17 protein-coding genes are annotated in these 24,754 nt (G+C 43.4%); 4 read left to right on the top strand and 13 right to left on the bottom strand.

The window, feature by feature from the left end:
• The 3 genes from LN893_RS08760 to LN893_RS08750 all read left to right on the top strand — a co-directional run.
• Positions 1 to 315, top strand: a 315-nt coding sequence (locus tag LN893_RS08760) for a hypothetical protein (RefSeq protein WP_229969435.1), incomplete at its 5' end; no start/stop codon positions are given.
• 247 nt (positions 316 to 562) lie between these two features.
• On the top strand, positions 563 to 2,326 hold the full coding sequence (gene sppA, locus LN893_RS08755) for a signal peptide peptidase SppA (RefSeq protein WP_229969434.1): 1,764 nt from the start codon (positions 563 to 565) through the stop codon (positions 2,324 to 2,326).
• A 323-nt stretch (positions 2,327 to 2,649) separates the two neighbouring features.
• Entirely contained in the window at positions 2,650 to 3,465 is an 816-nt protein-coding gene (locus LN893_RS08750; RefSeq protein ID WP_229969433.1) for a purine-nucleoside phosphorylase, read from the top strand.
• Between the two features lie 116 nt (positions 3,466 to 3,581).
• Here LN893_RS08750 and LN893_RS08745 read toward each other — a convergent pair whose 3' ends face one another.
• From LN893_RS08745 to LN893_RS08710, 8 genes are all read right to left on the bottom strand, one after another.
• The gene (locus LN893_RS08745; protein WP_229969432.1) at positions 3,582 to 4,364 is read right to left on the bottom strand and encodes a CPBP family glutamic-type intramembrane protease; all 783 of its coding nucleotides are present in this window, start codon (positions 4,362 to 4,364) and stop codon (positions 3,582 to 3,584) included.
• An 85-nt stretch (positions 4,365 to 4,449) separates the two neighbouring features.
• Complete coding sequence (locus tag LN893_RS08740) at positions 4,450 to 5,214, bottom strand: DUF4249 domain-containing protein (RefSeq protein ID WP_229969431.1); 765 nt, start codon at positions 5,212 to 5,214, stop codon at positions 4,450 to 4,452.
• Between the two features lie 41 nt (positions 5,215 to 5,255).
• Entirely contained in the window at positions 5,256 to 7,571 is a 2,316-nt protein-coding gene (locus LN893_RS08735) for a TonB-dependent receptor (protein ID WP_229969430.1), read from the bottom strand.
• A 273-nt stretch (positions 7,572 to 7,844) separates the two neighbouring features.
• Positions 7,845 to 8,648: a DUF4249 domain-containing protein gene (locus LN893_RS08730; protein ID WP_229969429.1), complete on the bottom strand. Its 804-nt coding sequence runs from the start codon at positions 8,646 to 8,648 to the stop codon at positions 7,845 to 7,847.
• On the bottom strand, positions 8,645 to 10,969 hold the full coding sequence (locus LN893_RS08725; RefSeq protein WP_229969428.1) for a TonB-dependent receptor: 2,325 nt from the start codon (positions 10,967 to 10,969) through the stop codon (positions 8,645 to 8,647). The genes LN893_RS08730 and LN893_RS08725 overlap by 4 nt, the downstream gene beginning before the upstream one ends.
• A gap of 295 nt (positions 10,970 to 11,264) precedes the next feature.
• The gene (locus LN893_RS08720) at positions 11,265 to 13,139 is read right to left on the bottom strand and encodes a M61 family metallopeptidase (RefSeq protein ID WP_229969427.1); all 1,875 of its coding nucleotides are present in this window, start codon (positions 13,137 to 13,139) and stop codon (positions 11,265 to 11,267) included.
• A 654-nt stretch (positions 13,140 to 13,793) separates the two neighbouring features.
• Positions 13,794 to 14,099, bottom strand: coding sequence for a thioredoxin (gene trxA / locus LN893_RS08715; protein WP_229969426.1), 306 nt, complete (start codon positions 14,097 to 14,099; stop codon positions 13,794 to 13,796).
• A gap of 76 nt (positions 14,100 to 14,175) precedes the next feature.
• On the bottom strand, positions 14,176 to 15,432 hold the full coding sequence (locus LN893_RS08710) for an MFS transporter (protein WP_229969425.1): 1,257 nt from the start codon (positions 15,430 to 15,432) through the stop codon (positions 14,176 to 14,178).
• A gap of 136 nt (positions 15,433 to 15,568) precedes the next feature.
• Here LN893_RS08710 and LN893_RS08705 point away from each other — a divergent pair, with 136 nt between their 5' ends.
• Positions 15,569 to 15,859, top strand: coding sequence for an HNH endonuclease family protein (locus LN893_RS08705; protein WP_229969424.1), 291 nt, complete (start codon positions 15,569 to 15,571; stop codon positions 15,857 to 15,859).
• Positions 15,860 to 15,911: 52 nt separating this feature from the next.
• Here LN893_RS08705 and LN893_RS08700 read toward each other — a convergent pair whose 3' ends face one another.
• The 5 genes from LN893_RS08700 to LN893_RS08680 form a co-directional block, all read right to left on the bottom strand.
• Entirely contained in the window at positions 15,912 to 16,496 is a 585-nt protein-coding gene (locus LN893_RS08700) for a hypothetical protein (RefSeq protein WP_229969423.1), read from the bottom strand.
• Between the two features lie 337 nt (positions 16,497 to 16,833).
• Positions 16,834 to 17,484, bottom strand: a complete 651-nt coding sequence (locus LN893_RS08695; protein WP_229969422.1) for a hypothetical protein — start codon at positions 17,482 to 17,484, stop codon at positions 16,834 to 16,836.
• Positions 17,485 to 17,577: 93 nt separating this feature from the next.
• Positions 17,578 to 18,423, bottom strand: coding sequence for a DUF3575 domain-containing protein (locus LN893_RS08690; protein ID WP_229969421.1), 846 nt, complete (start codon positions 18,421 to 18,423; stop codon positions 17,578 to 17,580).
• Between the two features lie 187 nt (positions 18,424 to 18,610).
• On the bottom strand, positions 18,611 to 20,077 hold the full coding sequence (locus LN893_RS08685; protein ID WP_229969420.1) for a nicotinate phosphoribosyltransferase: 1,467 nt from the start codon (positions 20,075 to 20,077) through the stop codon (positions 18,611 to 18,613).
• Positions 20,078 to 20,271: 194 nt separating this feature from the next.
• A complete protein-coding gene (locus LN893_RS08680) occupies positions 20,272 to 24,522 on the bottom strand; it encodes a hybrid sensor histidine kinase/response regulator (protein ID WP_229969419.1) in 4,251 nt (1,416 codons plus the stop codon).
• Positions 24,523 to 24,754 lie beyond the last annotated feature (232 nt).

Raw genomic sequence — 24,754 nt, 5'->3', positions numbered from 1 at the left:
CATATTTATTCCTACATCATACATTCTAAACCACAACCAAACAGCAAAATAGCCGCGCTTTTAAAGAACGGCAGGATAGAGTATACCTGCCTGGATGGCGTTAAGTCTTCAGTAGAATACGATGTCTTTGAAGCTAACTATGATTTGTTAGCTGCTGTAGAACTCCCAAATATTAGGCAGTACACTTACTACTATCAAAGCCAGATGAACATCAGCATGATCATGTGCTTGAAAATTTATCAAGATGATATGTCGGCTGTGCTGGCTAACTATGATTATTTCAAACTGCGCCTGCATCCAATTCTACAAGGGTAAAGCATTTCTCCGAGCATTTCTTGCGTTTCGGTAAACCTAGAGCAAGTCTCTCTTCAGTATGCTTCTTTTTACTTGCGCGTATCCTTGCACGTGCACTTCAAACCCTTATTTTGTCTATACAAATGTCTTGTTAGTCGAGAAGTATATAACCATGCAATAGAGATTGAACTATAAACATTAATTTTGCTTATAGTATCTGGAGAGCGCATGTGTTCTTTGGCAAATCCGTTTATTAACGAAACCTAATATGTTAAACTTTCTGAAGTATGTGCTGGCTACAGTAGTAGGTCTGCTCATATTCTTTTTCATTGGCATCCTGATCCTGGTTGGTATTGCAGCTAGTTCTTCATCCAAAGACGAAGTCAAAATTGCAAAAAGCTCTGTTTTAGAGCTGAAACTAGACAAACGTATAACAGAGCGTGAACCCGAGAATCCGCTGCAAGAGCTTGGCTTTTCTTTTGGGGCCTTATCTAGTTTAGACGGCTTAGATCAAATAAAGAAGGCTATTCGAACAGCCAAAAACGATGAGAATATCGAAGGTATTTTCCTTAACCTAAGTCTGGTAGATGCGGGTATGGGCAAGCTGGAAGAAATCAGAAACGAACTGATCAGCTTTAAAGAATCAGGAAAGTTCATCGTGTCTTATGGCGACATGACTTCTGAAAAGGCTTATTACCTGGCTTCTGTTGCCGATAAGATTTATATGAGCCCGATGGGCACGTTAGAGTTTAATGGTATGAGCTCGGAAGTAATTTTCTTCAAGAAGCTACTCGATAAACTCGATATTGATGTTCAGATATTTAAAGTTGGAGAGTACAAAAGTGCTGTAGAGCCTTTCTTCCTGGAGAAGATGAGCGAAGCCAACCGCGAGCAGGTAAATTCTTTTCTTAACTCAATCAACAATTATCAACTCGCAAACATTGCGAAGGCAAGAGGCAAAACAGCTGATGAGCTGAAAAATGTATCAGAAAACATGCTGGTGCGCTCTCCTGAAGACGCCAAGCGCTTTGGCCTGATCACAGATGTAGCTTATTACGACGAAGCCATCAATTATATGAAAGAGCAGGCTGGCATAGAACTGGATAACAAGCTTGAGATGGTATCGTTTTCTAAGTATAAAAAAGTTAAAGGCGAGAGTGCCTCTGGCAGCCTTAGCAACCGTATTGCTGTTATTTATGCAGAAGGCGATATAGTGGATGGAGAAGGAGATGAAGACGAAATCGGCAGCTTACGCTATGCCGATGCCATCCGCCAGGCACGTTTAGATGATAATATAAAAGCGGTTGTATTGCGCATCAGTTCTCCAGGTGGTAGTGCTTTGGCTTCTGATGTAATCTGGCGCGAAATTCAGCTAACGAAAGAGAAGAAGCCTGTTATTGCGTCTATGTCTGATGTGGCTGCTTCTGGCGGTTATTACCTGGCTATGGGTTGCGATACCATTGTAGCACATCCGAATACCATTACGGGTAGCATTGGTGTGTTTGGTGTTATTCCAAACATTCAAGGCTTTTTGAGTAACAAACTGGGCATTACTGTCGACCATGTAAGTACAGGTAAGTTTTCTGACAGCCCTACTTTAACCCGCCCTATGACGAATGTAGAAAAGCAGTTTACTCAAAACCAGATAGACCAGATATACGAAGTCTTCACGAGCAAAGCAGCGCAGGGCCGAAGCATGTCGCAGGAGCAGCTAAAAAGCTATGCATCTGGTAGAGTTTGGTCTGGCATAGAGGCGAAGGAGCGTAACCTGGTAGACGTATACGGTGGCCTTGAAACAGCCATAGAACTTGCTGCAGCCCGTGTGGGTATTTCAGATGATTACCGCATCAAAGAATTGCCGCGCCGAAAATCTTTCTTTGAGAACTTGTTTGGCGATATGGGATCGCAGGTAAAGGAGCAGTCGGTAAAGGCTGAACTTGGGGAGATGTACCCATACTACAAGATGTATAAAAAAGTAGAGCAGGTACAAGGGTTTCAGGCCCGCATGCCTTTCGAGCTAAACTTACAGTAAGCCGCTGCAAAATATATAGCTAACTGAACTATAGAATTAGCTCAAATTAATAGAACTAACGTTTGCAAACAGCCCGAGGTGTTACACCTTCGGGCTGTTTTGTTTTTTGGCAGTTTGTTTTTTAGCATCTTTACCCAGAAAAGAATTTTAAGTGATTAGGTAGAGGAACCAAGGCGCCTAAAGCCGTTTTGTATATTTTTACCAGATCGGTTTAAATAAAGATCAAAAAAAGTAGCTTTAAATGGATGTACTTGCTTACTTCTTCAGATAAACCTTCATTCAAAATCCGTTAATTTCGTTAATCAAAATAAAACAAGACTCCCATGATGCAGCAGTTACAAGAGGCTACAAGCTACATACAAAACAACACGAATAGCTTCGCACCTGAATTCGGTATTATACTTGGTACAGGCCTGGGTGCTTTGGTAAACGATATAGAAATAGCCTATAGTTTATCTTACGCCGATATACCGCATTTTCCTGTATCTACGGTAGAGAGCCACTCTGGCAGGCTTATTTTTGGTGAACTAGCCGGCAGAAAAGTGGTGGTGATGCAAGGCAGGTTCCATTATTATGAAGGCTATAGCATGGAGCAAGTGGTATTCCCGGTAAGGGTAATGAAGCTATTGGGAGTAAAGAAGCTGTTTGTTTCTAATGCAGCTGGTGGACTGAACCCACGCTTTAGCACCAGCGAGCTTATGGTTATTACAGACCATATTAATCTACAGCCAAGCAACCCGCTAATCGGAAAAAACATAGATGAACTCGGCCCACGCTTCCCAGACATGAGCGAGGTGTACGATGAAGAGATGGTACGCCAAGCGATGGTAATTGCAGAAGATGCTAACTTCGATTTGCGCGAGGGCGTTTATGTAAGCGTGCCAGGCCCAATGCTGGAAACAAAAGCTGAATACAGGTACCTGAGCCAGATAGGTGCCGATGCAGTAGGTATGTCTACAGTGCCTGAAGTTATTGCTGCCCGACATATGGGTATACCAGTGTTTGCCGTGTCTGTTATAACGGATATGTGTACACCAGACCGTATAAAAAAAGTGGTGTTGGCGGATATACTGGAGGCAGCCGCTAAAGCAGAGCCACGTATGACCATGATTATCCGAGAACTGATCAAGCAGCAGTAGTTGACTTAATACTGTTCCTATAACCCTCAAAGCCCAGGACCTGAAGCAAAGTTTTTGCCTTAGATCCTGGGCTTTCTCTATTAGCGTAATCTGGTAGATAATTACATTCTGCTTTACTACGTCAGTAAGGCCAAAGCATAAAATAAGGCATTATACAGCCCGTGGCCCAAAATGCTCCACCAGATGTTGTATCTCATTCTGAAATAGCCCCAAAACAACCCACCTATAAACTGCGGCAAAACCAGTAGTGGTGCTAGTAGAGCAGGTACATGTAGGCTATTATAATTTAGTAGATGTACAATTGCAAATAAGGAGGCTACGCCGTAAAACACCACCGTGAAGCGCTTTATCCAAAACTTATGTGCTTTTTGCTGCCATTTTTGTGAAAGTGCAAAGCTAATAGTCATAGCCATAGCCACCAGCACAATGCAAATACTGATGAGAGAACTGATACCCAGTTTTTGCAGCAAAGGAGGAAGGCATACGAGGCTGAGCACCATGAAAAGTAAAAAGGCTCTACCCTTGGTAAAGCGAAGCGGGTAGCGGAACATGAATTCTTCAGCAAGAGGAGCCGCAACGGTTAGTACAAGGAAAGATACGATAGCAGGTAAGCTCTTAAACAGCTGTTCTATCTTGTTGCTTCCTGTCGGTTCTTTATAACCAAGCAACTCAAAAATGCCAAAAAAAAGTCCAGCTACCGCTAAACAGATACTTATATTTAGTAGTGCTAACTGCAGAAACGGCTGCCAAATTTTAGCAGCAGGAATATGGCTAGGGGCTAAATGCTGAGGCGACTTTAGATAAGACACAAAACTCCTTGCAGTCTCTCCGAAGCCAGCATTATGATGTTGCTCCATTTGTGGTTGAGGTGGTAGGTCTTTCTCTAAAGTTGTGTCCATTGCTGTGTAAAGAGGGGTTTGAGTGTTTAGGGCTAAGGGTAGAGCTATGGGATAAGTAGAGCTTAGCAGCAAAGTTGCTGATACGCTACCTTGCTATGATAACTGTCCTTCTATCGTAGACTAGGTTTGTGAACACACCAATGCCGCCTTCCACTGTAGAAATAACTCTGGATGGTTGTGCAAAAGGATTGCCGTTGGCATCTTCTGCATCGTCGGCTGAGCGTAGAAAATCATAGTACTTCTTCTCCAGATGAAACAATGAAACGACAACTGTATCACCACTTTCGTAGTTATAGTTTGATCCGATCACAATCTGCTTCCCATTATTCAGGTTATCTGTTAGGGTAAATTCACGATTGCTACCGTTTCTTACGCTATCGCGGTGCGTCATGTAACGGTAATAGTTTGCTGTATTAGGGTTATCCTTAAAGTACGTAAGCAGCAGGGCTTTATCATTTTCATTAAATTGCCACTTCACGCTATCGATAGGTACTTTAGGTAAAACGGTGGTATAACCTGTTACCTTTCTGCCTTTACCGTCGGTTACTTCAATGCTATAAACATCTCCTGGTTGGCCACGCATAATTTTGTTTGAGCTGTGTGTAAAACCTTTGCTTTGTTTTTCATTGAAAGTAGGGTTGTACTGCAGCTTTACCCTTTGCCCATTGTAGCTAATGTGTACTTCTGCATCGGGCACAAGGGGCGGAGTAGGCGCGTCGAAATAACTAGATGTTTCCAGCACTGTAGCACGAAAAGGCTTGCCTTGCTCCAGGTAGCACTCCACAACCAATTGGGGGGTATGCGGAGGAAGATCTATGTCAATGGTTTTGTCCATATCGCAGGAGACCATGAGTAGGAGGCTACATAAGTATAAAAGAGTACTTAGTTTCATCAGAACTTAAAGTTGTAGGTAATAGATGGGATCGAAGGGAAAAGCGAAACTTGTTTGGCTTCAAAGCCTAGTGTTAAGTCATCTGCTTCGCTTTCTATTTGGCTGAAATACACAAAATAAGGATTGCGCCTGTTATAGGTGTTGTACAGGTTAAACGTTAGGTCGGCCTCCCCATGTTTTGGCCTTAGTTTTAGCACGAGTCCCAGGTCTAGGCGGTGATAAGCGGCAAGTCTAAAGCTATTTCTGTCGCTGTAGATGGGAATAACACTCGTGTTGCGGCCCTCAACATCCTGAAAAGCAAACCTGGCCACAGGAAGCGAATAAGCATTTCCTGTTCCGTACACAAAGGCTCCTGTTAGGCTGATGCGCTTGCTCAGTTGGTGGAGCACCACCAGGCTTATGTCATGTCGACGATCGTAGCGGGTAGGGAAGCGGCGGCCGTCGTTTATCTCATCGAACTGGCGGTAACTCCAGGAGAGGGTGTAGCCGAGCCAGCCAGTGGTGCGGCCTTTTATCTTCTCCAGATAAATTTCGTTACCATAGCTCTCGCCCTCCCCAAACAGAAACTCGTTCTCCAGACTATCGTTCACGAACAGGTTGGCCCCGTCGCGAAAGTCTATCTGGCGCTTCATCCACTTGTAGTACACCTCGTTGGTAAACAGCAGTTTCCCATTTGCAAAAAGCTTGCTTACACCTGCGGCTACCTGCTGCGAACGCTGTGGCTTTACATAGGAGGTGGACGGATACCATACATCTGTAGGCAAGGAAGCTCCTGAACTGGAAACTAGGTGAATGTACTGCATCATGCTGGCGTAACTAGCCTTCAGCGACATGGTCTGTGATAAACTATACTTGGCTGCGGCTCTTGGCTCCAAGGCAGTATATGTTTTGTCGCCGCTATCAAAGGCAGAAAGCCTTAAACCGTAGTTTACAGACAGCAGCGGGTTTACTCTAAAATCGTCGGAGACATAGGCGCCAAATTCAGTCGCTTTATAGTTGTTGCCAGAGTTGAAAGACATATCCTGATTATCGCCCGCATCAAAATTAAATTGGCCTATTGTAAAGGCGTGTTTTGTAGCCAAAGCACCAAACTTAAGGTTATGGCCTTTGCTGAGTAGCAGGTCGAAATCTGTTTTTAAGGTAAAGTCCTGGATGCTGGAAGTAAGCTTAAAAGTAAAGTCGCTAATACTGTTGGTAACATTATACCGATAGCCAGTGCTGGTAAGGGAAGTGCTGGCAAAGAACCTGTTACTGAACTTGTGGCTCCAGACAAGAGAGCCTATGCTGTTGCCCCAGTCGAAGCCAAAGGAAAAGTTGCTGTCGTTAAAGCCAAAGAAGTCGCGTCCGTAGTAGCCAGTCAGTGAAAGTTCGTCCTTTTCCCCCAGTTTATAGTATATCTTGGTATTAAGGTCATAAAAATAATAGTCGGGGATGGGGTTATAATCTTTATTGCCTTCATTGATTCTGTTTAGCTGCCTGGTAAATATATCAAAATAAGTACGCCTACCCGAGATAAGGAAAGAAGCCTTGTCTTTAACAATAGGTCCTTCAAAAGTTAAGCGGGAAGAGATGAGGCCGATTCCTCCAGTGGCGCTTAAGCTGTCGTAATTTCCTTTGTTCATGTCCACTTCTAACACAGAAGACAGTCTTCCGCCGTATTGCGCTGGAAAACCACCTTTATACAGCTCCACGCTCTTAACAGCATCAGGATTAAAAACACTAAAAAAGCCAAAAAGGTGGGAGGCATTATACACAACGGCGTCATCTAGCATTACCAGGTTCTGATCTGGACCGCCGCCGCGCACATATAGCCCCGATGCTCCCTCGCCGCCCGACTGCACGCCTGGCTTTAACTGCAGCGTCTTCACCAGGTCTACCTCACCAAACAGCGCTGGCAGTAGCTTTGCCTCTACAGTGCTTAGCCGCTCTACGCTCATGCGTGTGTCGTTCAGTTTCTGCTGCAGGGTGTTTGCTTCTACTACTACTTCCTGTAGTTGGCTGCTGTTGGTTTCTAAGGTAAAGTTTAATGTGAGCTTGTCGCCTGTTACCGTTATGTCTTTGGAGCCAGATTCAAAGCCGATATAGGAAGCCTGTATGGTGTGATTGCCTTTGGGCAGGTTAAAGGAGTAAAAGCCCTTTGCATCTGTGAAGGTGCCTATGTTTAAAGTTGGAACTGCTACGGTGGCGCCTGCCAGTGCTTCGTTTGTGTCTGCTGAACGCACAAAGCCGCTTACTGTGGCTGTACCCTGAGCCAGGGCTGGTGAAATATTGTTGAGCAGCAGAATAAAGGTAAACAGCAGGAAAAAGAATCGCATGAAGGCGTTAAGTCAATGATATTGAGCGAAATTAGACAATCTTAAGCTAAACGAAAAGATTTTAGTTTTCGTGCTGTCTCCTTTTTCATTCCTTAATAGAAGTTTTCATTTTTTTCGAAGAAGTTAAGCTTTTATGATATGTCTCTACTTAATCAAGAATGGAACATTGACTACATTATTTCATGAAAGCTGCTTGCGAAAAAGTTGTTTGCCGCCAAAGAAGTATCCATAAAGTAAATCTATTCGAATGCCTTCTATGGTAAATTGAGGCAGTTACTCTATAACGATTTTCTTTCGATCTACGACCAAGGTTGTAAAAATGCCAAATCCGCCATTTACAGAAGATAAGATCTTTGTCGGTTCTGCAAAAGGGTTTCCGTTTGCTTCTTTGGCATTGGCAACAGACTGAAAAAAGTCGTAATGCTGCTTATCTATATGATAAAGGGAAACAATTAAAGTGTCACCTCTTTCGTAAGTATAAGAGGTGCCGAATGTAATTACTTTTCCATCTCTAAGCTCATCCGAAGCAACAAGGTTCACATCAGACCCGCTATCTATGTTATCTCTATGAATCATAAAGCGATAATAGTTGGCAGTGTTTGCTTTATCTTGTAAAGTGGCTGAAACCATAGCTTTGCCAGCTCCATCGAAATGCCATTTTATTGATCTGATAGGAACTGTCGGTAAGACTTTGGCATTCCCAGTCACTTTTCGCCCTCTACCGTCTGTCACCTCAATGGTATAAAAGTCTCCAGCTTTAAACTGCACATCTTCATCTGCAGCATGTGTATAAAGCTTAGTAGGGCTACCTTCCGTAGTCGGGTTATAGGTAAGGTCTAGCTTTCTGCCGTTATGAGCAATAGTTACCTGTGCATCAGGAACAAGCGGTGGAGTAGGAGCATCAAAATAATTAGAGGATTCCAGCACCGTGGCCCGCATCGGCTTACCATCCTCTAGATAGCATTCTAACACCAACTGCGGGTCGTGCGGCGGAAGTCCCATTTCTATCGTGTCATCTATGCTACAGGAAGAAAGGAAGAAGAATGTAAGGAAGTATAACAGTATTTTTATTTTCATCTGAATTTGAAGTTATAGGTAACTGAAGGAATAATAGGGAAAAGCGATACCTGCTTTGCTTCAAAAGTTTCTGTCCGATCATGCTCATCAGTTACTCTTTCAAAATACACAAAGTAGGCATTGCGCCTGTTGTAGGCATTGTAAACGTTAAACGTGAGGTCGGCCTCTCCGTGCTTTGGCTTTAGCTTTAGCACTATGCCCAGATCCAGGCGATGGTAAGCAGGAAGTCTGAAGCTGTTTCTGTCGTTATACACAGGGACAACAGCAGCTTCGCGGCCTTCCACATCCTGAACTATAATACGTGCCACAGGAAGCGAGTATGCATTTCCTGTTCCGTACACAAAGGCCCCTGTCAGGCTGATGCGTTTGCTTATTTGGTGGAGCACCACCAGGCTAATGTCATGTCGGCGATCGTAGCGGGTAGGGAAGCGACGGCCGTTGTTTATCTCATCGAACTGGCGGTAAGCCCAGGAGAGGGTGTAGCCAAGCCAGCCAGTGGTGCGGCCTTTTATCTTCTCCAGGTAAATTTCGTTACCGTAGCTCTCGCCCTTCCCAAACAGAAAGTCATTCTCCAAATTGTTGTTTACAAACAAGTTGGCTCCATCGCGGAAGTCGATCTGCCGGTTCATCCACTTATAATAAGCTTCATTTGTTAGTAAAAAGCTACCGTTCCAGAGAAGCTTACTTACACCTAATGCCACCTGCTGCGATCGTTGAGGTTTTACATAGGGAGTAGATGGGTACCAAATATCAGTAGGCAAAGAAGCGCCAGAACTGGAAACCAGGTGAATGTACTGCATCATGCTGGCGTAACTGGCTTTTAGCGAGAGGCTCTCTGATAAACTATACTTGGCTGCGGCCCTTGGCTCTAACGCTGTGTAAGTTTTGCCACGGCTGCTAAAGCCAGAGAACCTAAGGCCGTAGCTCAGCGACAGCAGTGGGTTAACCTCAAAGTTATCCGAAACATAGGCTCCGAATTCAGCTGCTTCGTAGTTTTTGCCTGTGCTGTAAGACATATCCTCAATGCTTTTATCTCCTACATCAAAGTTGAACTGGCCAATTGTGAAGGCGTGTCTGGTAGCCAATGCTCCAAACTGAATACTGTGCCCGCCGTCCAGCAAGAGGTCAAAATCTGTTTTTAGGGTAATGTCTTGTATCTTAGAAGTTAGACTATAACTTAGGTCGCCGACGCTGTTCGAGATGCTGTGTTTATAGCTTGTGCTGGTAAGTGAGGTGCTAAAGAAGAGCTTATTGTCAAACTTATGCTTCCATTGCAGAGAACCTATAGTGTTGCCCCAATCTAAGCCAAAAGAAAATCCGCTTTGGTCAAAGCCAAAGGAGTCACGACCAAAATAACCTGTTAAGAACAATTCATCCTTTTCGCCAAGTTTATAGTTCAGCTTGGTGTTCAGGTCATAAAAACGGTAATCAGGAATTTGGTTGTAATCTTCTTTGCCTTCGTTTAGCTTGTTGATTTGTTTTGTAATAACATCGAAGTAGGTACGGCGAGCAGAAATCAAAAACGAGGCTTTGCCTTCCTGGATAGGACCATCAAAGGTAAGGCGGGATGAGATTAATCCTAAGCCGCCGCTTGCTGCAAGGCTTTCATTGTTGCCTTCGTTCATGTCTACTTCAAGCACAGAAGAAAGCCTGCCTCCATACTGGGCAGGAAAGCCTCCCTTGTAAAGCTCTACACTCCTGACGGCATCAGGATTGAAGACACTGAAAAAGCCAAGCAAGTGAGAAGGGTTATAAACCACCGCATCGTCTACCATCACCAGGTTCTGGTCTGGCCCACCGCCGCGCACATACAGCCCCGATGCACCCTCGCCGCCCGACTGCACCCCTGGTTTTAGCTGCAGGGTCTTTACCAGGTCTACCTCTCCGAAAAGAGCAGGCAGCAGCTTTGCCTCCTTGGTGCTGAGCCGCTCCACGCCCATGCGAGTGTCGTTCAGCTTTTGCTCCAGGGTGTTCGCTTCTATTACCACCTCTTGCAGTTGGCTGCTGCCAACCTGCAGCATCAGGTTATAAACTAAAGCATCGCCTCCTGTTACCTCTATGTAAGTCGTGTAAGGTTCATAGCCAACGTAAGTTGCCTGAAGAGTGTGGCTACCAAAGGGTAACTGCAATGTATAATGACCATCAACGTCAGTAACTGTGCCTATACCTAGGGCAGGGACAGATACAGTTGCACCAATCAAGGATTGATTGTCGTTGGCAGCATGTACTCGCCCACTGATGGTAGCTGTGTTTTGTGCCAGAGTTGGTATAATAATCAGACATATAAATAGTATAAAGAGTAGCGTAAACTTTTTTTGCATACAGGCATTTTTATAGCTTGTAATAAGATGTACTTAAACGGCTTAGGTTGGGAGTGTGCTAGAATCTTATACATAGAACTTGTCTATATTGTTTTATTTATATCTAATGTTTTTTATAGTTCTATAAAAATAAAGAGCCACGCATTTTTTTGCGTGGCTCAAAGCTGTTTTAAAAGAAATTGTAGTTAACTAGTCTTGGTAAAGTTCAAGCATTCTAGTTTTAAGATATAGCTCAAATTGACTCTGTCTTTGCTGACCAGTAGCTTTAATATATAAATATTCAGATAAGCCTGGCTTACCTTTCATTTAGCCAGGCTTCCCGTAGCTGTAGTTGCTCAGGTGTGGCATCTGGAAGCGGAGAAAGTACATGAGGTGTATTGCGTTCAATGGCAATAGCCTTTGCCTTCAGCTTCTTTTGCTTGACTTTTCCAGCTGCGTTTTTCCTGCCAACGGTGTATTCTACTGTTTTACCTGGCTCTACAGTTTGCAGATTTTCGGTAAGTACCTCCCGTATGTTCATTGGCGTAAGTTCCTGCCCATTTATCGCTAACAGTTGATCTCCAATGCGCAGGCCCAGTTTCTTACCAAAGGCATCCATGTCTGCTGTTTCGGCTACTGTAATTTTATCGCTAGCTTCATCGTAACCAGGTATAAAGCCACCGTAAGAAATAACAGTTTGTTTTGAAGTTGGCTCATACAGAATACCCACTTTTCTTAATGTCTCCTGTAGCGGAAGCGGCTCTGAACCTTCTACATAACGCGCAAAAAAGTCACGGATTTCTGGATAAGTCAGTTCTGTTATCTTATCGAAAAGTTCTTCATCTTTAAATGATTGCTCCTTACCGTAGGTCTTGGCAAGGTCCTGCATAAAGTCCTTCACACCATATTGGCCCTGCGAAAGCTCACGAAGCTTAATATCTAGCACCATTCCAATCAGGGCACCTTTTTGGTACACATTGCCATACTCGTTTTCGTAGGTATCCAGTACACCAGCACTCATCTTGGTAAATGGTAAAGTATCGTTGTAGTAGCTTTTTGAGTTTAGGATGTAGTCACGAACTTTATCCATGAATTCTCCTACTGGTATCATGTTCTCGTAAACCTGCACATGCGAGGCAAAATACTCGGTTACACCTTCGTACATCCACAGGTGCTTCGACATTTTAGGGTTTATAAAATTGAAGTTGCCTATTTCTTCTGAGTGGATAGAAAGCGGCGTTACAATATGGAAGAACTCATGGGCAGCCACATCGCGGATAGTAGAGCTAAACTGCTTGGCTGGCATTTCCGGTAAAAAGTACACAGAAGAATAAGAGTGTTCCAAAGCACCGTAAGAACCAGACTTGCCTGCTTTCTGAGGCACGTAAATCAGAAAAGCATACTTCTCTACAGGTAACTTGCCCCCTAAATAATTGCGCTGTGCCTCCAGAATATCCTTCACGTTAGCCGCTATCGGAGCAGAAGTTACATTGCCAGTTGGTGAGTATACTGATACCAGTACTTCTGTACCACCAAGATTTAACACGGTCGTGTCGGGGCGGTTATACATCAGCGGCGAATCAGCCAGATCCATGTAGTTAGCAAGTTGATAAGTATCTGACGTTGCTGTTGTGTTGACTGCTTTTAAAGGAGTGGAGCCATAGAAGCCTTCTGGTTTTGTAATGTTTAGCTCGTAAGGCAACTGCTTCATGTCCTCAAAATAACCTACAATACCAAAGGTATTGAGAAGGAAATTCTTATTCTCCTCTATGTTAGTGCCGCCTGGCTCAAACACTACGTCTTCACGCTTCTCTGCGTCAAAGGTGTCGTTTATCCAGTAAGATATTTTGTCCAGTTTAGTTGCATTCTGAATCTTCCAGCGGTTCGTATCCAGCTTTTCTACCTTCAGCTCTTTTCCTTGCTTATCGAAAGCTTTTAAATCTGCCACAAACTTACCGAAGTCTGAAATGGAGTAGGTGCCAGGCACAATCTTCGGCATGTTGTATATTATCTCATTCTGCGTAATGGTTGGAGCCTGCATGGTAACCTGTACCTTGTCATCCTGCACATTTGTGAGATCTATGGTAACATTATATTTTGGAGCCACCTCTTGTTGCAACTCAATAGCCATAGATGTCGTGCTCAGGCTCAGACCTAACCCCAGCAGCAGTAATGATTTTTTTAAAGTCATGATCAATTTTTATGTGTAGCGTTAATTAACAAACAGCAATTGCTTTAGGTGTAGTCTACGTTCTATTCTAAAAAGAAGCATTAGAAGAAACTATAGTTTTGCACCACAGAGTTAGGTATTTCACCAGCTGTAAAGTTAATGATTAGCAACAAGTCTGCCATTTTTAACAATAGCAATAAGATGATTGGCACAGAGAAGGGCAAGCTTAGCCTGCTCCACAAAAACCAATTCTATATTTTTAATCGAATTGCTTTCAGGAGGTCTGTAGAGGCTGCTTTTACCGCCTGATGGGTATTCCTACTGCTGTTTAAAGGTCTGCTCAGGTTAGGAAATTGCTGAAGGAGGTGCACACCCTGATGCAGCCAAAGGGGGATGGATGACAAAAAGGTAAAACTGGCGATGTACCTGCCAGACGAACAGGTGAAGATAGGGTTGACCCTGAGTGGCAGGAGCAGGTTCTTCTAACCTTGTTGAACAACGCTGTTGAAGCTTATAAACAGGAACCGACATTACGGGTAAAAGCGGTGGGTTATCAGGATGAGAAGGCCAAGAGTAAAGTGTGAATTGAATGCAGGGTAACAGCCCAAGAATAGCAATCAAGGCACTCACAGGAAGATACTGTGAGGTCGTATTAGCTTGGAACTGATAATCGATCTAAAGGTTCTGCTTTATAACCTGCGTTAGCTGATGCGCGGGAACAGCACCCGCCTGTTTCCAGGCAATCTGTCCGTTCTTGAAAAGTATAAACGTTGGCACACCTTGCACCCGATATTGCGCGGCGGCAGCCTGGTTATGATCTACGTTTATTTTAATCACCTTTAGCTTGCCTGAAAACTCACTTGCTATCTGCTGCACAATTGGATTCATGGTTTTGCATGGTCCGCACCAATCTGCATAAAAATCTACCAGCACAGGCGTATCAGGGCTAGCAATTAAATCGGAAAAAGACTTTTTGGCCATATTTGTTTTGCTTTATACATTATAGTTACGCTGTTGCTTTGCAAGATGGTTACAGAATAACGGCAAAACAAAACAGCTAACTTACCTGCTTCAGTTTTTTAACAACAATCACGGTTAATATTGTAACTCCACAAGATAGCAACCCAACCCAACCAAAGTTCTGCAAGGTTCCGTTAGAGGTTTCCTGAACAATCAACCCAGAAGCAAAGGCTGCCAGACCTGCCCCCAATTGCTGAAAAGACGAATTAATGCTCATATAGCTTCCTCTTAGTCTGGGTTCTACGCTAGAAGTAACCAGGGCCATGGCGGGTGCAAAGCGGGCACCAAAAAAGATAAAGAAAATGGTGGTAACAATAAGCGCCACAAAATGAGGTACTGGTGGTAACGTTGTTATAGCCAGAATAGAAGCCATAGAAAGTAAGGCTGCAAAAGTGAAAATACGCTTTTTCCCATGCTTGTCCGCCAATCGGCCTGCCCATTGCGAAGTAAATACAGTGGCCAAACCTCCAAAAAGATAAATATAGCTAAGCTCTGCCTCTGTAAAACCCACGTTAGCTACCATGTAAGGACTTATGAAAGGCACCACCAGAAAGCCAGCTACGGTTAGCGTAACGGTTAGAGCAGTAGCCCACTGCAGGTTGCGCTGCAAGAGCATTTGTTGTAGCACAAGAAACGGATTTGTCTTGCTTACGCTACTTAAATGGCCCCGCATGTTTGGAAGCGAGAAAAAGGCAAAAATAAGCACTAAAGTGCTGAGTGCAGCCAGCAGGTAAAAAGGAGCATGCCAGCTGGTAACGCTTGCCAGGTATAGTCCGACTGGTATTCCTGCAATAGAAGCGACAGAAAAGGCCGCCATCACTTTGCCCGCTGCAGCACCACGTCTTTGTTCAGGTATGGCATCGCCGATAACAGCTAAGATTAAGGCTCCTAACACACCTCCAAATGCTCCTGCTACCACGCGGGCAGCTAAAAGCAAAGCAAAAGTTGGTGCCAATGCACAGGCTAATGTACCAACAGCAAAACCTAGGTATAGCGCCAGCAGGGCATGTTTTCGATCAAACCTATCTATGAACAGAGCACTAAAAAAACCAGCAACAGCGGCACTAAAGGTATAAGCCGACACCAGCAACCCGAACTGGCTAGGCGAAATATTGAACACACGCATCAACTGCGGGCCTAGTGGCATCATAATCACGAAGTCCATCATGTGTGTGAACTGGATGGTGGCCAGTACAAAAATGAGGAGCCCTTCTCGGATTTCCTTTTTAGGGACTAGGTCGTCGGAGTCGGTGACAGAAGCAGTTTTATGTTTGTTTTCGGCGGTTTCTTTCATAAAATGTGCAGTAAGTAGCGGGTGCAAGTTAAGCAGGTTTAGGCTCTTTTTATTTATTTGAATGTTAAACCTGCTGCTAAACTCTGGCACACTTTTTCTTGTTTAGCTATAGTACGAAAGGCAAAGATTAAGATAAATGTCTAACAAGCAGGAAGAACTTATTTGCGAATTATGCGGCCGTGATGTGCGAAGCCTGTCGCGGCACCACCTGGTTCCACGTGAGGAGGGTGGACGCTACGGAGCTACTGCTGAGCTTTGCCAACCTTGCCACAGTACGGTACACTTAACTTTCAGCAACAAAGAGCTCGCTGTTTTGTATAACACAATTCCCGCATTAAAGGGAGCCGAGCCACTACAAAAGTACCTGAAATGGGTGCAAAATAAACGGGTAGAGCGCATCTCGAATAGGAGGGGGAAGAGAGGGTAGAGCAGGAGTGATGGTTATGCTAAAATGAATCTGGGCCTAAAGAACAGAAGTTCTAGCGTTCATCAAAATATCGGAAGTTACCGGAGTAGTTGCCTCTGGCCGTTTTACCGTTATTAAGCGTGAGGTTAAAATCAAGAGTGTAGTTGTTGTTTGAGCCAGAAACAGTAACTGTGCCGCCAGTAGCTTCAAAAACGTCATCGTTCTCATCCAGTATGTTGTCATTGTTTGAATCTACAATAACCTCTGCATTTTCAAACACATGCTTTCCATTAGCCTGGCTAGATTCCGCATCCTGCACAAAAGTGAATGTACCAGTTGTAAATGCAGCTTCTCCTGATGAAAAAAGTTCGGTATATACCAAGATTTTGGCGTTCTCGAGAGATGCTGCTTCATCGTCTTCTACTACCAGTGTGCCGTCAGTAACATAGAAGTCGTAGTTGTAATGCCCTTCTACGTCGCCTGTACCATAGTCTTCAACAACGCCTGTTCGAAGGTTATACGTTTGGCCGTCGTATTCAACTTTATCATCGAGAGATGGAGTGGCATTGTCATCATCGTCGTCAGAGCAAGAAGCAAGAGCAAATCCTGCTAAAAGAACAAATGTGAGAGATCTGAAAGCACTGTAAAACCTGTTCATAAAATTGAGGTTAAGTGAATAGTTGGTAAAAGTGTTGAAGTAAAAAACATTCTTATGCTACTAACGCCAAGAAGACTTACAGCCAATAAAGGTTGCTTGTGCCTTATCTTCTGAGTAGCTATACCTGTCTGATATCTATGTGTTTATACGTTTATGAACAAAATTCATCGCTACGTTATAGAGCAGTAAGCTTAAATTATTTGCTACTGATATGAATAAAAATTTTCTACAGTGGTTGCTAATTACGACTTTGTTTAAATCAAATCCCTATAAAATGAAAACGCCATACTTTTAATTTCGCATGGCGTTTTCATTATTCTTACAATGTAAAAGAAGGTTATTGCTGATCAAAGTATTGGAAGTCGCCAGAATAACTGCCGACTATCGTTCTACCGTTGTCCAGCGTTAAATTGTAGTCTACAGTGTAGTTATTGTTAGAACCTGACACAGTGATAGTACCACCTGTGGCATAAGCTATAGAACTTGCATCAGAGGCATCGAGAGTGCCGTTGCCGTTCGCATCTATTACAATGTAGGCGTCTTCGAAAAATGACTTGTTGTTATATTTCGCGTCTATTTGCTCTTGTGTAAGATCATCTTCGTACTCAATGTAACTGAATGTGCCAGTTGTGAAATTGGTTGTTCCTGGCGATAATAGTTCTGCATAAACAAAAACAGTAGCTCCTACATTTTCTAGTTCTCCATCGCTGTTTGCCTGCAGTGTTCCGTCTGTTATAGAAACATCGTAGTTGTAATGCGTAACGTTATCATTTGAGATATATAAGTCTTCATCTCCATCTGAAAGTCCTACGCTACCCCAGTCTTCTATTATGCCAGTTTGGATATTATAAGTGGTGCCGTTATATTCAATCTGATTGTTTAGCGAAGGAGTTGTATCTTCATCATCGTCTTTAGAGCAGGAAACGAATGTGAAACCTGCTAATAAAAGACAAAGAAGAGTTCTGAAAGTGTAAGAGGCTTTTTTCATGATTTATAGGTTAAAGAGGAAAATAAAATTGTACGCTTTTAGTTTCTAGATAGTTATCACTGGCAGCGTAGAGAGCGGTTCTGTTTTGATGTATTAAAACGCAATACCTAAACTAAAGCCTAATCCTCTTATACCTATAAAAGGGCTATCTGATTTGCCATTTACTCCTCTGTCCGTAACGGTTGCCTCTATGTATTGTTTGTCTCCGACAACTATAGCGGTTTCTATTTTCTGTTCCAGATCTGCTTTTTCGTCAGCTGACATGGTACTTAAATCTGTTACGGCATTCAAGTCTCCTTTAAGTTTACCGTAATGAGCGCCTATCAAATACCAGTCTAAAGTAATCGTTTTTGCAATCAGCCACTGAGAACCTAGCATAAGACCACCACCAATTCCTTTCAAATCAGCTTGCAGCGGAATAGTGTAAGTTTCGGTTTCGGTATCGTGGTCAAAAGTATAGGTGCCTTTCATGTTGGTGTACCTACCGTACAAAGACAAGTAAAAACCTCTGGCTCCTGGCTTGCTACCTGTGTAGAAACGTAATTCTCCAGTAACGGCATTGTTAGAAAGCTCCACATTTTCCAGGTCTTCCGACAGGTCATCGACGTCCTCCAGAAAGCGTTTAGTTACTTGCTGTGTCAGCCATAGGTCGTTAGCTGATTTTTCGGGCATAAATCTGTACCCAGCCACAAAAGAAATCTTGCGTGTAAGAGAACGCTCGTAGCTCAGGCTATAATTGTTTAGCGCCAGCGACGAAAGGTTAATCTTGACGTTGTTCTTTTTATAGGTTTCACTGTCTCCATCAGCGTAAGCAGCAGACGAGGAAACGTTGGAGTTCGAATTGGCAGAAGCTAAGGCAAAGTTTGCAGCTCCTATGGTCGGTTGTGCTACACAGTAGCTAATCGAAAAAAATAAGGTAAGCGATAAAAGTAACTTCATAAAGAGAAAAATTTTTTCAAATTTACTCTCTTTTTGCGATAGAGGGAATACCTACATATGGGTATTTCCCTCTATAGTTGTATTCTAAAGCATTATATTGTACAACAGTGCAAGCTTAAATTTGTACTGTTTTAAAAATGCTGCTGTAATGCACAATTTCTACAACAGGTGTTATAACAGGTGTGTTCTATTCCTCTCTTAGCTTTAGAATCAAAGCTATTTTATAGTTGTGCAAACCTTCTTCTAAACCAGCAGGGTAGCTGTGCGGGTTTAGGTAGCGTCGGATACTTTCGTGCAGGTGGTTAAGCTCTTCTTTTACTTTTGCTTTTATGTCTTTTAAGGCTGGCAAGTTATAAACAAGCTCTCCATTAGAAAACACTGGCACCAGCAGGTCTTTATAAGCCGTGCCAGCATCAATATGCTTTCTGCGGGTGGTGTCCAGCGGGTCTACAATCAATGCCTCGTCAGGAATTGCGTCAAGTTTATTGTAGATCATGTCTGCTATGTATTTGTTGCCGTCTATAAAGCGCCGTACCTGTAGCACACCAGGAGTTGAGGTTTTAGCCAATTGCTCCGAAAGCTTGATTTTATACTCCCAGTTTCCATCTGCATTGCGTAGTGCGGCCAGTTTGTAAACACCACCGAGAGCAGGCTGATCGTAAGCGGTAACCATTTTGGTGCCGATGCCCCAAACATTAATTTTTGCGCCTTCCTGTTTCAGACTTGTTATTAAGTGCTCGTCCAGGTCGTTGCTAGCAACAATGTTTGTATCCGTAAAGCCAGCCTCATCTAAAATCTTTCGTGCCTCTACACTTAAATAAGTAAGGTCGCCAGAGTCAAGGCGAATGCCGCTAAGCTTAAAGTTGAGGTGCTCTAGTTTTTTTGCGGTTTCAACGGCTTTTTTCACACCTTCCAGTGTATCGTAGGTATCCACTAGAAACACCGAGTCTTGTGGGAAAGCCTTACCGTAAGCAGCAAAAGATTCTTCTTCGGTATCAAAAGCCTGCACCCAACTGTGAGCATGCGTGCCTCTCACAGGAATATTGAATAGCTTTCCTGCCAATAGGTTAGAGGTAGCGTCTGCGCCGCCTATGTACGCTGCCCGTGTGGCAGACAAAGCTCCGTCTATACCTTGCGCTCTACGCATACCGAACTCCATCAACTGGTCTCCTTTTACAGCATCGGCAATGCGTGCGGCCTTGGTCGCAATCAGTGTCTGAAAGTTAATGATGGTTAGTAGCGGGGTTTCAATGAGCTGAGCCTGTAGCAAGGGGCCTTTAACACGAACCAGAGGCTCGTTGGGAAACACAACTGTACCTTCCGGAATGGCTTCTACATCGCATGTAAACTTCATGTCCCGTAAGTACTGAATAAATTCTTTTTCAAAAAGAGGCGTTTGTTGGCTTCCCTTCAGGTCTGCCAGATATGCAAGATCTTCTTCTGTAAACTGGAGCTGCTGCAAATACTCCACTACATATTCCAAACCAGCGGCTACTGTGTAGCCACCAGCAAAAGGGTTTTTGCGGAAGTATAAATGAAAAACAGCCTCTTGTTCGGCTTTGCCTTCTTTCCAGTAGCCATAGGCCATGGTTAATTGGTAGAGGTCGGTGAGTAGCGTTAGAGAAGTAGCGTAAACGTCTTTGGTTAGTCTCATAGGTTAGGCTTGCTGTGAATAAGCATTACGTATTTGGAGCCTAAAGATAGAATAAATGTATGTAGGCAGCTATGGTGCAGCAGCACAATATGGAGTTTCGGTAGCAAACTCACCTGCTATCGAAACTCCAGTAATTTGTGTCTTTACCATAAAATATACCTGTTAACTGTGGTTGTAGTGCCACAGCGGCAGGGCTAAACAGTCACTTCTGGTGTTGGTTTAGAAACAAGCTCTGCTGCTCTCTCTAAAATTTTCATAAGCTCATCCAGGTCTATGGGTTTGCTTATGTAGTTGTCCATGCCAGCATTGATGCACGCCTGCACATCTTCCTGAATCACGTTTGCAGTGGTAGCTACTATGTAAGGCTGTCGTCCTGCTTTCGCTCTGATAAGCCGCGTTGCCTCCAAACCATCCATCTCTGGCATCTGGACGTCCATCAGAATAACGTCATATGTTTTCCTGTTCAGAGCTTCCAGTACCTGCAAGCCGTTTTCAGCGAGTTCGAACTGATACCCTAATTTTTCGAGTACCATTTCGGCAAACAGTTGGTTAATCGGGTAGTCTTCAGCCACCAAAATCTGTAGTGGGTAAGCAGCTGCAAAAGTGGTTGATAGTTTTTTGTTTTGAGGCTCCACAGGTTGCAATTCAGGCTGCTCCGTTACGTCTGTTTTCCGCGCCTGCTTTAGGGCATCAGTTACATATTTGTAAAGTTCCAGTTGTTTCACGGGTTTTGTTAGCACAACATAGAACAATGCTCTTTGCTCGGGCTTAAGCTCATTACCCATAGAACTAAGCAAAACAACTGGCAGTTCAGGATGATGTTCTTTTATACGTTTTGCCAACTCTACGCCATCCATTTCTGGCATTTGCATATCAGAAACCACAAGATCGAATGGCTGGTCTTGTAACAGTTGCAGTGCCTCCTCTCCAGATGCTACCAACTGAGGCCTGTATTTCCACTGCAATAATTGCCCTTCAAGTATGCTTCGGTTTGTTTCGTTGTCATCTACAACTAAAACTCTTTTACCTTCTAAATAACTGATGTTGCTGTGCACATACGTTTTGTAGGGCTCAGAACTTGCCTGCGTAACAATGGTGAAAAGAAACGATGTGCCTTCACCTGGTACACTTTCTACCTTTATCTGCCCACCCATCATGGTTACTAGTCGCTTACATATAGCCAATCCTAAGCCCGTGCCGCCATATTTTCTGGTTGTGGAGGAATCGACCTGTGAGAATGCTGTAAAAAGATGCTGTGCTTTTTCAGACGGAATACCAATACCTGTGTCTCTTACTTCAAAACCGAGTTCGAGCTGGTTGTTTTCAAGCGACCGCAGCATTTTTACGCCCACAAATATTTCTCCACTTGAGGTAAACTTTAGAGCGTTACCAACCAAGTTGATGAGTATTTGCTTTAAGCGTGTGCTATCACCTATTACCTGTAGTGGTATGTTGTGTTCTAACTGATACATCAGGTCCAGATTCTGCTCCGCGGCCTTACCCGCAAACATATCCAGTACTTCTTCAATGCTTTCTCTGAGGTTAAAGGTATGCTGGTCCAACTCCATCTTGCCTGACTCTATTTTAGAAAAGTCCAGAATGTCATTGATAACAGAAAGCAGGTTTTTACCAGATGCTGTGATGATCTGGGTAAACTTACGCTGCTCAGGATCTAGCTTCGTCTCGGCAAGAAGCGAGGTCATGCCGATTACACCGTTTAATGGGGTTCTGATCTCGTGGCTCATGGTAGCCAGGAACACACTTTTTGCCTGATTTGCCTTTTCTGCTTCTTTACGTGCGTTTTCAGCCTCTTTTCTTGCCTCGTGTTCTTGTGCTTTCTGTGCCAGCAGTTCCAGGTTCAGTTGGGTTAAACGTGCGGCCTTATGCTGTATTTCTTCTTTTTGCGACACTACCTCACTTGTGCGCTCCTGTACCTGTTGCTCAAGCAAAAGCTTTTGTTTCTTTATCGCCCTTATTCTGTAAAGGTAAAATGCGACAAAGCTGCCAACCACCACAGCCAGTATAATTCCTCTGAACCACCAGGTCATCCAGTAAGGAGGAGTGATAATAAGTTTTATAGTGGCCTCCTGTTCGTTCCACACACCATCGTTGTTTGATGCCTTAACGCGGAAGGTATATTCACCTGGGTCTAAGTTGGTGTAGGTTGCGCTTTGTTTGTTGCCTACGTAGTTCCATTGGGTATCAAAGCCATCCAGCATATAAGCATACTGGTTTTGCTCAGGTACTGTGTAGCTGAAAGCTGTATATTCGAAGGTGATAACAGATTGGTCGTAGTTTAAAGTTATCTCTTTAGTTTGCCCAATTGCCTGTTGAAGCGGTGAGTCTTCAGCACCTATCTGTACTGGTTTATTGGCCAACATAAAACCTGTAATAGCAACAAGTGGCAAATTGTTGTTTTCTACAAGTGCTTTTGTGTCTATAATGTTGAAGCCGTTTATACCACCCAAAAAAATCTCACCATCTTTAGCTCGTAAGCCAGCGCCTGTTATAAATTCAAAACTCTGAAGTCCGTTAAAGAGGTTATACTTTTTTACTTCTTTTGTTTGTGGGTTTAATCTGGTAACGCCGTTGTTGGAACTCAACCACAGGTAGCCCTGCTCATCTTCGGTAATGTAGTTAATGGTGGTGTTGTTTAGCCCAAGTCCATCACCGTGCTGACTAAAACTTTTGCTTTTGGGCATGTAACGGTTAAGCCCACCTCCCAAAGTGCCTACCCAGATGTTTGATTTACTGTCTTCAAAAATGAAGAGCACAAAGTTGCTGCTCAGCTTGCTGTTGTCTTTATCTAAACGTGTGAAATTTTGCGTGGATGGGTTGTAAATGGCTATCCCTCCCACAGTGCCAACCCACACATTGCCCTGCTTGTCTTCATAAAAAGCCCTTACATAATCGTTGCTAAGGCTGTTAGGGTTGTTCGTATCATGGCGAAGCTTAGAAATAAGTTGCGTTTTTACATCCAGAATATTTACACCGCCGCCGTTTGTGCCCATCCACACATTCCCCCTTCTATCTTCCATAAGGGCATACACCGCACTATTATTTAGCTGTGTAGGCGCATCGCCTTGGGTATAATGTTTAAAAATGTTTGTCTTTGGGTCATAGTGCTCTACACCTGAGCCGTAGGTACCAATCCAGAGGGTATTATCTTTTTTGCTGTTTAACAAAGCCAGTACAGACCAACTGGCAATGCTGTTTTTATCCTCAGGATTTGGAAAAAACCTGGTAAACTTCTGAGTAGTTCTGTTAAAAAGGTTTAAGCTGCCGCCGTCTGTTCCTAACCATATATTGCCATCACTGCTTTCTGCAAAAGAAGTAACCACATTCATGCTTAGGGTTTCGTAGTTAGAGCTGTTGTGTCTAAATAATTTAAATTTGGTTAAATTCTGGTCGTATTTGTTTACGCCGCCAGAGTAGGTTCCAATCCACAAAATGCCTGTATTATCAAACAAAAGAGCGGTAACAGAACCATTGCCCAAGCTCCCTTCGTCTTCGGGTATGTGTTTAAAGTTTTTGAATTTCTTCTTTTGTACATCCAGTAGGTTAAGGCCTTGTGCTGTTCCAACCCATAACCGACCGTTGCCGCCATCGGCAATAGAACTTACTTCGTTGCTGCTAATAGAGGTTGGGTTTCCTGGATCTGTGCCGTAGTGTGTAAAAGTACCTTTCTGGTAGTCGAATAGATTCAGCCCGTCGTTTGTTCCTATCCAAAGATTGCCACTGACATCTTCCTGTATAGCTCTGATATGATTGCCACTAATGCTTGTAGGCTTGTTTTTGTCATGAACGTAGCTTTTGAAGGTTTTTGTTTTAGGTACGAAAAGATTCAGTCCACCTTCGGTACCTACCCATAAGTTGCCTTTGCTGTCAGTTTTAATAGCATGAACGGTACTGTGGCTTAGGCTAGAGATATCATCCGGAATAGACAAAAAGCGCTCAAACTTCATAGTTGAGGGGTTAAGCCTGTTAAGGCCCCAGTAAGTGCCAACCCAAATGTTCCCCTCACTGTCTCCGTTAATAGCCGTTATGCCATTGTTGCTTAACCCCTCTGGATTATTAGCATCAGCTTTAACCTGTATAAAAGTCTCTTTGCTATGATCGTACATGTTTAAGCCTCCATCTAGGGTGCCTATCCAAATTCGACCTTGCTTATCTTCATAAAGTGCTTTTATATTGTTTGCACTAAGGCTAGTAGAGTCAGAAGCTCTATGACGGAAGACTTTAAACTTATAACCATCATATCTGTTTAAGCCATCGTGGGTGCCAAACCACATGTAGCCATACCTATCTTTGATTATACAAGGAACAGTGCTCTGAGACAGACCATCTAAATTGGTTAACCTTGTAAACTTCAATTCAGACTGTTGAGCAAATGCATAAACAGCATATAAAATGCACAAGGCAAATGTTAAAACAAACTTTTGCATATGGGGCAGTTAAGGAACTAAAACCACATATGTTTTACCACATATGGTAGCGGGTAAAAAAAGAAGGAAGCCCATGCTTGAAATTATATTTTTTCGATGTTGAAACATTTGTGATTTGTACTGTTTTTGCTTCTATTTTTATCTAAAAGCATATCAAAAGTAGGAGAATTAATCCTAATAGTAGAACAGTTTATACTTGTTTTTTTAGCTTAATCGTCCCTGAACTTATAAT

The organism is Pontibacter harenae (assembly GCF_020907245.1).
In the GTDB taxonomy this organism is placed as follows: Bacteria; Bacteroidota; Bacteroidia; order Cytophagales; family Hymenobacteraceae; genus Pontibacter; species Pontibacter harenae.
Note: the sequence above shows the minus strand (reverse complement) of the source record. Positions and strands in the feature narration are given on the sequence as shown.

Excerpts from the sequence above, each read along its gene's own strand:
- sppA (WP_229969434.1), top strand. The coding sequence starts at position 563 with ATGTTAAACTTTCTGAAGTATGTGCTGGCTACAGTAGTAGGTCTGCTC.
- LN893_RS08750 (WP_229969433.1), top strand. The coding sequence starts at position 2,650 with ATGATGCAGCAGTTACAAGAGGCTACAAGCTACATACAAAACAACACG.
- LN893_RS08745 (WP_229969432.1), bottom strand. The coding sequence starts at position 4,364 with ATGGACACAACTTTAGAGAAAGACCTACCACCTCAACCACAAATGGAG.
- LN893_RS08740 (WP_229969431.1), bottom strand. The coding sequence starts at position 5,214 with ATGGTCTCCTGCGATATGGACAAAACCATTGACATAGATCTTCCTCCG.
- LN893_RS08735 (WP_229969430.1), bottom strand. The coding sequence starts at position 7,571 with ATGCGATTCTTTTTCCTGCTGTTTACCTTTATTCTGCTGCTCAACAAT.
- LN893_RS08730 (WP_229969429.1), bottom strand. The coding sequence starts at position 8,648 with ATGAAAATAAAAATACTGTTATACTTCCTTACATTCTTCTTCCTTTCT.
- LN893_RS08725 (WP_229969428.1), bottom strand. The coding sequence starts at position 10,969 with ATGCAAAAAAAGTTTACGCTACTCTTTATACTATTTATATGTCTGATT.
- LN893_RS08720 (WP_229969427.1), bottom strand. The coding sequence starts at position 13,139 with ATGACTTTAAAAAAATCATTACTGCTGCTGGGGTTAGGTCTGAGCCTG.
- trxA (WP_229969426.1), bottom strand. The coding sequence starts at position 14,099 with ATGGCCAAAAAGTCTTTTTCCGATTTAATTGCTAGCCCTGATACGCCT.
- LN893_RS08710 (WP_229969425.1), bottom strand. The coding sequence starts at position 15,432 with ATGAAAGAAACCGCCGAAAACAAACATAAAACTGCTTCTGTCACCGAC.
- LN893_RS08705 (WP_229969424.1), top strand. The coding sequence starts at position 15,569 with ATGTCTAACAAGCAGGAAGAACTTATTTGCGAATTATGCGGCCGTGAT.
- LN893_RS08700 (WP_229969423.1), bottom strand. The coding sequence starts at position 16,496 with ATGAACAGGTTTTACAGTGCTTTCAGATCTCTCACATTTGTTCTTTTA.
- LN893_RS08695 (WP_229969422.1), bottom strand. The coding sequence starts at position 17,484 with ATGAAAAAAGCCTCTTACACTTTCAGAACTCTTCTTTGTCTTTTATTA.
- LN893_RS08690 (WP_229969421.1), bottom strand. The coding sequence starts at position 18,423 with ATGAAGTTACTTTTATCGCTTACCTTATTTTTTTCGATTAGCTACTGT.
- LN893_RS08685 (WP_229969420.1), bottom strand. The coding sequence starts at position 20,077 with ATGAGACTAACCAAAGACGTTTACGCTACTTCTCTAACGCTACTCACC.
- LN893_RS08680 (WP_229969419.1), bottom strand. The coding sequence starts at position 24,522 with ATGCAAAAGTTTGTTTTAACATTTGCCTTGTGCATTTTATATGCTGTT.